The following is a 12,685-nucleotide window of genomic DNA, read 5'->3' on the forward strand; positions in this document are numbered from 1 at the left end:
CAGCAATCCGATGTCTAGTCGCCCGATGTCCGATGACGACTTGACGCAAATGTTAGCCTAAGCTAACATTGGGGGCGTAAGCGGGAGTAACCAATGCGCTACAGAGAAAACCGATACACAGTTGCACGATCAGCCATGAGTGGATTCACGCTGGTCGAATTGTTGGTAGTAATCGCGATCATAGGCCTGTTAATTGGACTATTGTTGCCTGCCGTCCAAGCAGCGCGTGAGGCCGCCCGGCGCAGTCAAAATCAGAACAATCTCAAGCAAATCGGAATAGCGATTCTGAACCATGAAACGGCCCTGAAGGTACTCCCGGCGGGCTATCAGTCCGTGCCAGGCTCGAACGACACCTTTGCTATGACCCTTGATGCGTCGCCAGGTTGGGCGTGGGGTGCTCTGATTTTACCCTATCTGGAACAGGTGCAATTAAGTAATCAGTTCGATTTTCGACAGCCAGCCTGGCATACAGTGAATGCTCAACTGGCCAAGGTGCGATTGCCAATGTTTCTGAATCCGGGGGCACCGAACTTCGATGGTGATACGATTGTCCGCAATGCGTCCGGCACCGAACTGGCACAGCTCGCCCGCTCGCATTATGTGGCCAACGTTGGCAACGACGAGCCCTGGGGGCATCAGCCGCCGCTGCCTGATTGGCGGAAGGTTGCCAATGGTCCGTTCTATCGCAATTCTCGAGTGGCTTTGGCCGAAGTCACCGACGGACTGACAAATACTGTCTTCATTGGCGAGCATACTACGATCAGTGACAAGACTTGGGTGGCAGTTGTGCCAGGCAGTGTTTCATGCCCCATCGATCCCCAACGTCACCCCTTCACCCAATGCGATGCGGCAGCTACCTATGTGTTGGCACATACCGGTCCGAGTATTGCCGAACCGAACACTATTCACCCCCCCTCTTTTCCGACTTGCCACGTTTGCCAAATGTACTCGCCGTGGAGCGCCGGGGGAGGCCATGTTCTATTGGGTGACGGCAGCGTACGACATATTGCAACCAGCATCAATTTGGATACGTGGGCGGCACTCAATACGATCGCAGGAGGAGAGGTTGTTTCGTATGACTAGTAGACAACTCCGGCAAAAGGCTCTCATGGGGCTGGTGACTTGCTTGACAGTCAGTTTATGCCTGATCGGTTGTGGTCGACAGCCGTTGGTTCAGAGTCCAGAAGCCCTGTCCCTGATTAGCCAAGTCTACACCGCCTGCAATACTCGAAACGAGAAGCGCATAGCTATCTGTCAGACAGAACTGGATGAGCTGATCGCGGTCAACAAGTTGAGCGATGTGGAGCAACAGGCGTTCCGCAGAATTCTTGAATTAGCCAGGAACGGTCAATGGGAATCAGCCGAGAAACAGGCGCTCGACTTTGCCAACGACCAAGTGCGCTAGCCACACCAACTGTTGGGCGAGGTTGTCCCCCGCAATCGTCCACCTCGGCTACAATGTCGGCATGGATCATCAGAATCGACTAACGTGATAACTCTGCATTTACCAGGATCGGAATTATGCCTCTGCTCAATTATACGGGAAAAACCTGGCGCCTGAGATCGAGCCCATTCGTGCTTGCAACCGGCCGGACAATCAGCGCCAGAAGTTTGTGGGCTACCAAGGCTCCGCCGGTGCGCTTAGTTTACTGCCAACGCGTGTTGTTCAGCCTTGTATTGCTGGCTGTAGTCGGTGTAACACCACCGGCCCGATCCAATCCACCTGACGAACCTGCATCCCATCCATCGAACATGAAAAATCCATTTTTTGAAGCCAGTCAACTGCCTTTTGAGGCTCCCGATTTTACCACCATCAAGAGCGAACACTTTCTGCCGGCTTTTGAAGCTGGCATGACAGAGCAGCTTGACCAAGTGCAAAACATCGCAGAGAACCAGCAGCCGCCCACCTTTGCTAACACCATCGAACCGCTTGAACGAAGCGGTGAAATTCTGCGGCGGACGCAACGGGTGTTCTTCAACCTGTCTTCGTCTGACTCCACGCCAGAGATACAAAAAATTCAAATTGCTGTGGCACCGCGGCTAGCGGCACACCGGGACAATATCTACTTGAATGGAAAACTGTTCCAGCGCGTCGATCAATTGTACCAGCAACGGGACAAGTTGAATTTAGACGAGGAGCAGCAGCAACTGCTTAAAGAAACGCACCGTTCGTTTGTGCGGGCGGGTGCCAAATTGGATTCTCAACAACAGGCCCGTATACGTCAAATCAATGAAGTACTGTCCTCGGCCAGCACCGAATTTCAGAATAATTTGCTAGCCGTGACCGGCGAACGAGCCGTGCTGGTTGATGAACTTCAACACTTGGATGGACTGAGTGATGCTGAAATCGCTGCGGCTGCCAAGGCCGCCGCAGAAAAAGGTCACACGGGAAAGTATCTGCTGAGCATTACCAACACCACGCGACAGCCAGTACTGATTCAGCTCAAAGATCGCAGCATCCGACAGCGTGTCTGGCAAGCTTCCGCCTTCCGAGCGATTGGCGAGCATGGTGGCATTGATAATCGTGAACTGGTCATGCAGCTGGCTAAGCTTCGCGCCGAAAAGGCGGCGATCTTAGGTTATGACAGCCATGCGCACTACGCGTTGGAAACGCAGATGGCCAAAACACCAGCTGCCGCTCAGAAGATGTTGCTAGACCTGGTACCGGATGTCGTGGCCCGTGTGCATCAGGAGGCGGCGGATATTCAAGCTGCCATGCTGGCCGACGGCATTTCCGATCAAATTCAACCCTGGGACTGGGAATACTACGCAGAAAAAGTTCGCCAGAGCCGCTTTGGCTTTGATGAATCGGAAGTCAAACAGTATTTGGAGCTGGACAGCGTTCTCAAAAATGGCGTGTTTTACACCATGAACCGCTTGTTTGGCGTGCGTTTCGAGGAACGACACGATTTACCGGTATACCATCCCGACGTTCGCGTGTTTGATGTGATGGATGCTGACGGTAGTCAAATTGGCCTGTTTTACGCGGACTACTTTGCGCGGCCCAGCAAACGCGGCGGCGCCTGGATGAGCAGCTTCGTTGAACAATCCAAACTGCTAAATCAGAAGCCGGTTATCGTTAACGTAATGAACATACCCAAACCGGTAGATGGCAGCCCGGCGTTGATCAGCTTCGATCATGCAACGACCATGTTTCATGAACTAGGCCACGGTGTGCATGGACTGTTTTCTGATGTGCGTTACCCGACGCTGGCAGGTACCTCGGTTCCACGCGACTTTGTAGAATTTCCTTCAACGTTCCAGGAGGACTGGGCGATTCATCCTGAGGTCTTGGCTAATTACGCCCGCCACTACCAGACCGGTGCTGTCATGCCGGCTGAATTGCTCAAGCAGGTCTTGGCCGCCGGCAAATTCAATCAAGGCTTTAACACTTTGGAGTACTTGGCGGCAGCGCTGTTGGATTTGCGCTGGCACTCCCTGCGTGCCGAGCAGGTTCCCAGTGATGTTGAAGCTTTTGAAGCGAAGTCATTATCTGAGTTGGGCGTCGACTTGCCCATGGTGCCACCGCGATACAAGAGCGCCTACTTCGCTCACATCTGGCCCGGAGGATATTCGGCCAGTTACTACGCTTATCTGTGGAGTGAGATTCTGGCCGCTGATAGCTTTGCGGTTGTGCAAAGCCAGGGCGGACTTACAGCCACCAGTGGTCAGAAGTTTCGAGATACGGTTCTGTCGCGCGGCGGCAGTCGCGAGCCAGATCAACTGTACCGCGATTTTGTGGGCCGCGATCCGCAAGTGGATGGACTATTGATTCGCCGTGGACTGAAGGTTCCTGCAAATTAGCTGAGGCAATGCAATAGCAACTGCTGTGGAGCTAAGACAAACGGCGTACTGGTTAGAGATCGGGCATCGATGATTCCACCGTCTGGCGACGGTAGCTACCAAGTTGAGGCGCGCCTTAGCTCCACAATAGATACAACAACATCAACATGATGGCGATGATGATGGCGGTGTATCGCGCGACGGCAATCGAGGCCGGTGACGAAGCTGCGTCGCTCAAGTCGCCTGATTGGCGCTCTCCCACCAACCATGAATTGGGCATCCACCACAACCAGGCCGCCAGCACGCCAAAGACGCTGGCAAACGCCAATTGACCAATTTGGATATCGGTCCAGCCAAGCAAGGCCTGACTGGCAGTCCACTGCGCAATCAGTCGGCTGATAACTGTGACCCAGATTAGCTCACCGCCGCTCATCTTCTTCAGCCTCTCTGTTTGCCCGCAGTTCGGCGTTTGACTCAGGCAAGTGCGGCAGCCAACACACAAGCCCTCGCAGTCGCTGTCGATCGTACGGTTTAGTCATCAAACTGACGACCATGGTGACTGCAATTGCGATCACAAACGACCACCAGGCAACCCATAGAAACAACAGTCCGTTGTACCACAACGTCACAGATGATGACACGCCCAGCAACATGCCGGCCAGGCCACCCCACTGCGTTACGCGACTGGAAAGCATTCCCAACAACAGTAGCGCCAGCAGCGGACCTTGAAAGAAACTCAAGAAGGTTTGAAAGGCTTCAAACACCGAATTGAACTGCTGGCGGATGACGCTGGAACTCAATACGCCCAACGTCAGAAAGGCAACTACCAGTATGCGCCCCACCCACAGCGTCTCGCGATCGCCTGAATTGGGCCGAATCAATGGCCGATAGATGTCGGTCACGCACAGCGTGGAGGCCGAATTTACATACGAATCTAAATTCGACATGATGCCAGCGAAAAATGCGCCTAACACGATACCCAGCACGCCAGTTGGTAGAAGTTTGACGAGTTCTGGCAAAACGATTCCTGACTGCCATTGGTCACTACCCGGAGGACCGAGCCGATCGCTGAGCAGGGCTAACCCGATCAAACCGGGAACGACCAGCAGGAATGGAAACACGATTTTGATAGCCGCGCACAGCAGATACGATGCGCGGGCCTCGGCCTGGCTGCGTGTGCCGAACGTGCGCTGCACAATAGCTTGATTGCCGATCCAGTACGCCGGACCAAGCACAAAGCCCAACCCTAACAGGACTGCCGGCCAAGGATAGTCCTTGTCGTCGGCCGGACGCAGTAACTGAAAATGGTGCTGTGTGTCGGGCAACTGGGCGACACGCTCGCGCAGTCCGCTCCAACCGCCAACTTCACCCAGCCCAATCGCGCAGATCATGATGGCGCCAATGATCAGCACAATGCAGGACACAAAATCGGTATACACAACGGCCTTCAAACCACCGATGCAGGTATACAGGCCCACCAACAACGCCGTGAGCAAAACTGCACCCATAAAGGGCATGCCCAGTAGACTCTCAAACATGGTGCCCGCGCTGACAAAGATGACACCCAACGTACCGATCATGAACAGCGCCCAGACGATGGCAAAGCACAGCCGCACTGCTTGGTTGTAGCGCAATCCGAGGTATTCAGGAATCGTATACACACCTGCCATCCACAGCAGCGGCATGAACACGAACGCAGCAATCAAGACTGGAAAGATACAGCCGATCAAATCGAAGTTGGTCATTACCAGCCCAAAGCGATATCCGTCGTCGGCTAGGCCCATCATATCCTTGGCACCGATGTCGGATACGACCAACGACGTACCGACAGCCCACCACGGCAACGAACGTCCGCCCAGAAACAAATCCAATCCCGACTTCGCTCCTCGACCGACCCACACACCCAGCGCGGCAACGCTAATCAAATAGGTGCCGACAAACAGTAGATCGATAATGGAAAGCTGCATGATTACCTCGTAGGCCAGCGGCGTATGGGTAGCGACCAGCGCCAGACGTTCCGTGAACTGGCGTTTCGCCGTCTGGCGACGCTGGCTAGTGGTGTATTCTTGCTTGGCCGCTCGCCTCAGTTCGTTACCGTTCGACTCTTGGTCGTTACCGCCTGACCCTGGGCCTGTCGGAGTCGGGTTATTGTGACTGGCACCGACAGGCTTGACAATCCTGCCTACGCTGCGCTAATCCCCTGGCCAATCAAACGCAACAGAATGTTGTTATTCGCTCAACTAGGAAACGTGCCGTCATGACATGGAATGAAGTTTGGGAAGCGCAAATCGCAGACTGGGTTCAGCAGCAAATGACTGGTGCTGATGCCGCGCACGGCTTGGACCATGTGCGACGCGTGGTCGTCAACGCTCGGATGATTGCTGTACAGGAAGGTGCCATATTGTCGGTCGTTCTTCCTGCCGCCTGGCTACACGATTGTGTGATTGTCGCTAAGAATTCGTCGCTACGAGGACAAGCTTCGCGATTGGCTGCCGAGCGTGCTGGCCAGTATTTGCGGTCGATCAACTATCCGACGAATTTGATCGATGCTATCGCTCACTGCATCCAGGCTCACAGCTTTTCGGCAGGAATAACGTGCGAGACGTTAGAAGCGCAAATCGTACAAGATGCCGACCGTCTGGAAGCCCTAGGTGCAATTGGCATCGCCCGCTGCTTGATGACCGGAGGAGCCTTGCGGCAACAGTTGTATGATCCGCAATCACCGTTTCCGGTCAATCGAGCGGCTGCCGATGATGTTTATTCGATCGATCACTTCTTCGTCAAGTTGTTTCGCTTGCCCAGCACTATGCACACGGCGACTGGGCGTCAATTGGCTGGCCGACGATCGGCCTTCATGATCGAATTCTTGCGTCAGCTAGCATCAGAAATCGCTGCCGATCCACAGCAGCTTGAATGGGCCCTGCGCAATGCGACTTTGCCAAACCAGTCAGGCCAGGCAGGGGGTCAATGACAGCACCCTACAGAAAAACCCGGTTGCTTGAACAACCGGGTTTTAGCTTGAACAGACTTAGCGCCAGTCCGACCGATATTGCGGGCTGAGGTACCTACCAGCGACCGCGGCCACCACCGCCTCCGCCGCCTCCGCCACCGCCGCCGCCTCCGCCGCGACGATCTTCACGCGGACGAGCTTCATTGACGGTGACTGATCGGCCAGCGATATTTCTAAGGTTAACGCCTTCAATGGCATCACGACCTTCTTTGGCATCTCGCATTTCGACAAACGCGAAGCCTCGCGAACGCCCTGTCTCGCGATCCTTGACGATGCTTACAGACTTGACTTGTCCGTACTCGGCAAACGCAGATTCCAAATCGGCTTCAGTTGCCTGAAAGCTCAGATTACCCACATAAATGTTCATACCAAAATCTCCTCGTAGTGAAACGAAATTGCCTGAAACTGCATCAGGCACAAACAGGAGATCGTACAGAAGAGCTTGAGCAACAATCACACTCAGTTTTGGTGAGTGAGAAGCATCACGTTCCAGCCGTAGGCACTAGAACAACCGAACAGGATCCGAAATCAGAGGAACTATACAAGCTCAGCCCAGAAGGAAATCCAACTCAATCGTCATAACTACTTGAACGAAACCGCTTTTAGCAAACATCCTCAGCGAATCTACCTGAACGCCATCCGAACTAATTCAACATCTGCTTAGCCCGTGCGTCAGTGGAAGTTTACAGCAACGTCGTTCGCCAGTCCAGATAACTTGCGCTGTCATTTGCTCGGAATTACCAAATTTGGTCCAGTTGGGCGGCCTAGTCAACTTAGGTCTTTAGCTCCAATTTTAAGTAATTGCCGCCGCAAATAATCCAGCGCAGCCTGAGAGGCACGCCAGCGGATCAAGTTCCGATCACCCGGCAGCCGCAGCCGCAGTGATTTGGTTTGTCGAGCATCGCTATAACCAACAAATACCGTTCCCACCGGCTTCTCCGGACTTCCTCCACCCGGTCCGGCCACGCCGGTGGTAGAGATTGCGAAATCCGTGCCAGCTCGCTCGCGGAGGCCACAGGCCATCGCTTCGGCCACCTCGGCCGATACGGCCCCCTGAGCTTCAATTAGTTCGCCGGGTACTCCCAGTAACCGAGTCTTAACGGCATTGTGATAGGCGACCACGGCCTGAATAAAGTAGGCCGATGATCCCGGAATATCGGTCAATCGCTGAGCTACCAGGCCGCCGGTACAGCTTTCGGCCACCGCTACCGTCTTGCCCGCATCGCTCAACAACTTACCCACTACCTCTTCCATCGTTTCGCCGTTCAGGGCAAAAAGGGCGATGCCCAGCTTGTCGGCAATTCGCGTGGCCAGTTCGTCGTTCAGCCGGTCGGCTTCGGTCTGGGTAGGTCCCTGCGCCGTCAATTGCACCTCCACTTCGGTTTTATTGAACAGCGTGGCCGTCTTCGGGTTTTGATACTGCGTGTAGATTGGTGCAATCAGCTCGTCCAGAAAGGACTCGCCCATACCCGATACTCGCAACACCTTGCGACGCACACTGACCTGGCCAGCGCGTTGTCTCAGTCGTGGTAACACTTGCGCCTCGAACATGGGCTGCATCTCCTTGGGCGGTCCGGGCAGAATGAATAGGTCGCACTGGCCGGTACGGATCCATTGACCTGGTGCCGTTCCGTTAGCATTGATCAGCACTTCAGCTTGTTCGATAACCAGCGCCTGCACGCGATTCTTTTCGGGCATGTCATATCCCAGGTGAACAAATCGCTGGCGAATCGCTTCCAGCAACTCCTGGTGATAGACTAGCTCTCGTCCCAGGGCTGCCGCCGCGCACTGTCGAGTCAAATCATCTTCCGTTGGCCCCAGACCACCGGTAGTGATGACCACCTGGGACCTGGCGATGGCTTGAGCGATGCTGGCTTGCAGAGACGGTACGTCGTCACCCACGATTGTTTTGAGCCGAACTTCGATGCCGATTTCGTTCAGTCGCTCGGTTAGCCACAGACTGTTGGTGTCAATTCTCGTGGGTGTCAGCAGTTCGGAGCCAATGGCGATAATTTCAGCGGTGATCATGAGGGCAACCGTATCCGTCGGAGGCAAACTGGAAAGTGGCGCGTATAATGTTAGCCAGTTACTACAGGGTGCCTACGGTCATGACCACGCCGGCTCGAAAAAGCCTCGCAGTCGCTACGCCACTGGGAACTGGCGAGTCGTGGCGATCAAGATAATACCTGGCTTAGCCGACTTGGCAGCTAATTGGCTGATATATTCGCTGTCGGCATGGACGCGTTCATAGATTGTCGCCACTGTACCAGTCGCGCATGTAGATCGCTGGTAATCTCTGACTGCTCCTTGGCCAAATTGTGCGACTCGCCTATGTCCTGTTCGAGATCGTACAGTTCCAAGCGACGATCCTCCAGGAACTCCAGCAGCTTCCAGCGTCCGCTTTGGATCAGGCTAACTGGCGTAGTGCGCCACGAGTTCTTTCCCGCCCCCAAGTAGCCCGGAAAATGCTGATAGATCGCCTCGCGCGCCAGCTTGGCATGCGGATTTCGCAGCAGCGCCGCGAGACTCTCTCCGTCCAAGGATTGTTGCGGCCTGGGTGCACCAGAGACTTCCAGCAATGTGGGAAACATGTCCACGTGAATGGTCGGTTCATTACATGCCGACCCCGGTACCGTCACGCCGGGCCAGCGGACAATCAATGGAACTCGAGTTCCCCCTTCATACAAGCTGCCTTTGCCGCTCCTGAGTGGATGGTTGTCAGTCACGTCTCCCGATTCTTTAATGCCTTCGCGCACATAACCACCGACGCCGCCGTTGTCGCTGGTAAAAATCAGCAGCGTCTTATCGGACAAATTCAATTGGTCAAGGGTGTGCATGATTCGCCCTACGCTCTCATCAACAGAATAGATCATGGCTGCGTAAGTTGAATTGTTATGCCCGCCGTCTGACGGCTTGCCGGCAAACCGCTGAACTGTTTCCGGCTTGGCCTCGTGGGGGGAATGCACACCAAAGTGTGGTAAATACAAGAAGAACGGCTGATCCTGATGCCGAGTGATGAAGTCCACCGCTCGATCGGTCAGGAAATCTGCCAAGTACTGCCCGGACGGATAGGTGACCCGGGGATTGGTCCGAAAGTTGAAATGCTGTCCAGCGCTAACGATGGCCTCGTCGAAGCCGCGCTGGCTGGGATGATAAGCCCCCTTATCGCCAATATGCCATTTACCAAACATCCCCGTGGCATAACCAGCGCGCTTGAGCTGTGCGGCGATTGTGTCTCGATCCAACGGCAGTTCCGTCAGATTATCGACAGGCCGCAACGGCCGGCTGCGCCAGTTAAAGCGGTCGATGTTGCCAACAGTATAAACGCCGGTGCGAGCCGGATACTGACCGCTCATAAGCGCCGCCCGCGTGGGTGTACAATTTTGGCAGTGATGGTGATTCAGTAGCTTCATTCCTTGGTCAGCCAGACGATCGATATTGGGCGTCTCGTAGTACCGGCTGCCAAAGCAGCCCAAATCGGTATACCCTAAATCATCAGCCATGATAAAGATGATGTTGGTAGCTGCTGGCCGAGTGTTAGACTGTACATCGGCCCAGGTGCTCTGCGTGGTCCACAGCGCACAACACGCGATGGCTGCTAACCAGCCCTGGGGCCAGTAACTCAAGCGAGCATTGTTGAGGATCATGGTCATGATGGGGCCAGTCTAAATTAAGGTCAAACAAACGTTGCGCCAACAATCCACACACACTATCGAACTTAGTGATTTACTGTAACACGCCAGCCGCCTTCGGGCCATGCTGTGACTGAGATAAAATTCTTCAACCACGGCAATTGATCGGTTTCATGTGCACGAAGTCTGCCAACAATGAACCACCAGCCACCCCACCAATCTCTAGACGACCAGCGACGATTGCCACGATCGTTGTGGGTGGTGAGTTGGATATCGTTTCTGGCCGACATCTCGGGTGAAATGATTTTTCCGCTGCTGCCTCTATACATGGTGGTGGTGCTGGGTGCCTCACATACCCAGCTCGGCCTGATGGAGGGCGCTGCGGTCTTACTGGTAGCGTGGATGTCAATCTGGTCAGGAGCACGCAGCGATGTCAGAAAGCATCGTGCTGTGTGGATGCGCTGGGGCTATGGTCTGCCAGTGTTGGGCAAGTTGCTGATTGCGGTGGCTGTCACTTGGCCGGTGGCTGTTGGTGGTCGATGGCTGGACCGCTTCGGCAAAGGATTGCGGAGCGCGCCACGCGATGCTTTGATTGCCGATTTAGTGGACGCTGCGCAGCGCGGTCGGGCTTTCGGATTGCACCGTGCGTTTGATACTGCCGGTGCGCTGCTGGGGGTCTTGCTGTCAGCGGTGCTGTTGTGGTGGCTGGCCGGCAGTCCGGCGACAAATGTGGCGGCGACCGATTCTAACCCTGCGCAACACATTCAACCTTGGGTCTTCCGGATGATTATCGGTGTGGGGGCTGTGCTGGGTCTGGGGTCGTTGTTGTTGACCTGGTGGATTGAAGACCCGCAGCCTGAACTTGATCCTAAACCTGCCAATGATTCAAACGATCGCCACGGCGCGGCGACTTTTCAAACTTGCGAGGCACGGCCTCTTGTAGCGGAACAAAGTTTATTCGGCCTGCCCAAACAATACTGGATCGTGCTGGGTTGCCTGGCACTGTTTGGTTTGGCCAATAGTAGCGATGCATTTCTATTGCTGCGCGCCAGCCAGTTGGGAATGTCGCCGTGGCAAGTCGTTATGGCTTATGCCACATTCAACGTGTCGTATACCATCGTTTCCTATCCGGCGGGAGTGTGGAGCGACGGTGCTGGGCGCTGGCGTGTCATCGGACTCGGCTGGAGCATCTACGTGGTCGCCTACGCGGGAATGGCACTGTTGAATGATACGCAGGTACAGTATGTCTGGCCGCTCATGGCACTGTACGGCGTCTACATGGCGCTGACCGAAGGGGTCGGCAAAGCACTGATCGCCGATCAAGCACCTGTGCTGGCGCGCGGCCGTGCACTGGGTATCTTTCAGGCGACATTGGGGACTTGTGGTCTGCTAGCCAGCCTGCTGGTCGGCTTGATTTGGGACACATGGAGCAGTTCTGCCGCGCTTGGAACCAGCGCTTTACTGGCCTGCCTGGCATTGTTGATGGTTCTGGTTGCTTGCTTGGTGGCCCGAAGGCAGCGATAATTGAGTTCTGTACGGCCAATGTGATGCGTAACCGTTCACGCGATTTGTATGAACGGCCAAGACAAAACAAAATGAGGTGATCCATGTCTACGGTACTCAAAGGCGTTACGCTGGCCGAGTATGAGGCTCACGAACGAGCGTCCGAGATAAAGAGCGAATACTATCGCGGCGAGATATTCGCCATGGCTGGCGGTTCCGCCAATCACGGTCTGATAGCTGCTAACATCGTGCGCGAGCTGGGCAATGCGCTCAAAGATCGACCGTGTCGGGTTTTTAACAGCGACCTGCGTGTCAAGGTCGAAGAGACGGGCTTGTACACTTATCCAGATGTGTCTGTTGTCTGCGGGCCGTTGCAGTACGACAACGATGTTAGCCAGACGGTGACCAATCCTATCTTGCTGGTCGAAGTTCTGTCGGATGCTAGCGAGTCGTACGATCGCGGCACCAAGGCAACTCATTACCGCCGCATTCTCAGCCTCCAAGAATTTGTACTGGTTTCTCAGAAGAGTTCTGCCGTAGAGACGCTAGTTCGTCAGGCCGCCGGTGCTTGGCTGTTGCGCGAGGCGTGCCGTTTGGAAGAACACATTCGATTCCAGTCGCTCGATCTGTCGCTGGCCCTAAGCGAAATCTATCGCGGCGTGACGTTTGACCCCGACGCTATCATGCGCTAGCACTCGGAAATAATGCGAGCGGGTTGGGGAGTGTTTAGCCGGGCCGCAAACAAATGTAGCAACCG

The 12,685-nt window shown here is 54.9% G+C and carries 11 protein-coding genes; 6 read left to right on the forward strand and 5 right to left on the reverse strand.

Going from position 1 to position 12,685, the window contains the following annotated elements; genetic code table 11:
- Window positions 1–93: 93 nt before the first annotated feature.
- From KF752_16930 to KF752_16940, 3 genes are all read left to right on the forward strand, one after another.
- On the forward strand, window positions 94–1,083 hold the full coding sequence (locus tag KF752_16930; protein MBX3423244.1) for a DUF1559 domain-containing protein: 990 nt from the start codon (window positions 94–96) through the stop codon (window positions 1,081–1,083).
- Window positions 1,076–1,405 carry a hypothetical protein gene (locus KF752_16935; protein ID MBX3423245.1) on the forward strand — a complete coding sequence of 110 codons (330 nt, stop codon included), beginning with the start codon at window positions 1,076–1,078 and terminating at the stop codon, window positions 1,403–1,405. Before KF752_16930 ends, KF752_16935 begins: the two co-directional genes overlap by 8 nt.
- 347 nt (window positions 1,406–1,752) lie before the next feature.
- Complete coding sequence (locus KF752_16940; GenBank protein ID MBX3423246.1) at window positions 1,753–3,804, forward strand: M3 family metallopeptidase; 2,052 nt, start codon at window positions 1,753–1,755, stop codon at window positions 3,802–3,804.
- Between the two features lie 115 nt (window positions 3,805–3,919).
- On the opposite strand, the gene KF752_16945 is transcribed toward KF752_16940, so the two are convergent.
- Entirely contained in the window at window positions 3,920–4,216 is a 297-nt protein-coding gene (locus KF752_16945) for a hypothetical protein (GenBank protein ID MBX3423247.1), read from the reverse strand.
- The gene (locus KF752_16950; GenBank protein ID MBX3423248.1) at window positions 4,203–5,750 is read right to left on the reverse strand and encodes a sodium/solute symporter; all 1,548 of its coding nucleotides are present in this window, start codon (window positions 5,748–5,750) and stop codon (window positions 4,203–4,205) included. Before KF752_16950 ends, KF752_16945 begins: the two co-directional genes overlap by 14 nt.
- A 290-nt stretch (window positions 5,751–6,040) precedes the next feature.
- On the opposite strand from KF752_16950, the gene KF752_16955 reads away from it, so the two are divergent.
- A complete protein-coding gene (locus tag KF752_16955; protein MBX3423249.1) occupies window positions 6,041–6,754 on the forward strand; it encodes an HD domain-containing protein in 714 nt (237 codons plus the stop codon).
- Between the two features lie 94 nt (window positions 6,755–6,848).
- Here the strand turns inward: KF752_16955 and KF752_16960 are convergent, their stop codons facing one another.
- The 3 genes from KF752_16960 to KF752_16970 form a co-directional block, all read right to left on the reverse strand.
- Window positions 6,849–7,160, reverse strand: a complete 312-nt coding sequence (locus tag KF752_16960; GenBank protein ID MBX3423250.1) for an RNA-binding protein — start codon at window positions 7,158–7,160, stop codon at window positions 6,849–6,851.
- A 401-nt stretch (window positions 7,161–7,561) separates the two neighbouring features.
- On the reverse strand, window positions 7,562–8,821 hold the full coding sequence (locus KF752_16965; protein MBX3423251.1) for a competence/damage-inducible protein A: 1,260 nt from the start codon (window positions 8,819–8,821) through the stop codon (window positions 7,562–7,564).
- Window positions 8,822–9,000: 179 nt separating this feature from the next.
- Window positions 9,001–10,446 (reverse strand): sulfatase, encoded by a 1,446-nt coding sequence (locus KF752_16970; protein ID MBX3423252.1) that lies wholly within the window; start codon window positions 10,444–10,446, stop codon window positions 9,001–9,003.
- 174 nt (window positions 10,447–10,620) lie between these two features.
- Between KF752_16970 and KF752_16975 the strand changes: the two genes are divergently transcribed.
- Both KF752_16975 and KF752_16980 read left to right on the forward strand, forming a co-directional pair.
- Window positions 10,621–11,949, forward strand: coding sequence for an MFS transporter (locus KF752_16975; protein MBX3423253.1), 1,329 nt, complete (start codon window positions 10,621–10,623; stop codon window positions 11,947–11,949).
- 83 nt (window positions 11,950–12,032) lie between these two features.
- The gene (locus KF752_16980; GenBank protein ID MBX3423254.1) at window positions 12,033–12,620 is read left to right on the forward strand and encodes a Uma2 family endonuclease; all 588 of its coding nucleotides are present in this window, start codon (window positions 12,033–12,035) and stop codon (window positions 12,618–12,620) included.
- Window positions 12,621–12,685: the final 65 nt, after the last annotated feature.

The sequence above is a fragment of the Pirellulaceae bacterium genome, from assembly GCA_019636385.1.
Classification (GTDB): Bacteria; Planctomycetota; Planctomycetia; order Pirellulales; family Pirellulaceae; genus Aureliella.

What these genes read in the sequence shown, in the direction of transcription:
- KF752_16960 (MBX3423250.1), bottom strand. Translation starts at nt 7,160, where the DNA reads ATGAACATTTATGTGGGTAATCTGAGCTTTCAGGCAACTGAAGCCGAT.
- KF752_16935 (MBX3423245.1), top strand. Translation starts at nt 1,076, where the DNA reads ATGACTAGTAGACAACTCCGGCAAAAGGCTCTCATGGGGCTGGTGACT.
- KF752_16930 (MBX3423244.1), top strand. Translation starts at nt 94, where the DNA reads ATGCGCTACAGAGAAAACCGATACACAGTTGCACGATCAGCCATGAGT.
- KF752_16975 (MBX3423253.1), top strand. Translation starts at nt 10,621, where the DNA reads ATGAACCACCAGCCACCCCACCAATCTCTAGACGACCAGCGACGATTG.
- KF752_16950 (MBX3423248.1), bottom strand. Translation starts at nt 5,750, where the DNA reads ATGCAGCTTTCCATTATCGATCTACTGTTTGTCGGCACCTATTTGATT.
- KF752_16945 (MBX3423247.1), bottom strand. Translation starts at nt 4,216, where the DNA reads ATGAGCGGCGGTGAGCTAATCTGGGTCACAGTTATCAGCCGACTGATT.
- KF752_16955 (MBX3423249.1), top strand. Translation starts at nt 6,041, where the DNA reads ATGACATGGAATGAAGTTTGGGAAGCGCAAATCGCAGACTGGGTTCAG.
- KF752_16970 (MBX3423252.1), bottom strand. Translation starts at nt 10,446, where the DNA reads ATGACCATGATCCTCAACAATGCTCGCTTGAGTTACTGGCCCCAGGGC.
- KF752_16940 (MBX3423246.1), top strand. Translation starts at nt 1,753, where the DNA reads ATGAAAAATCCATTTTTTGAAGCCAGTCAACTGCCTTTTGAGGCTCCC.
- KF752_16980 (MBX3423254.1), top strand. Translation starts at nt 12,033, where the DNA reads ATGTCTACGGTACTCAAAGGCGTTACGCTGGCCGAGTATGAGGCTCAC.
- KF752_16965 (MBX3423251.1), bottom strand. Translation starts at nt 8,821, where the DNA reads ATGATCACCGCTGAAATTATCGCCATTGGCTCCGAACTGCTGACACCC.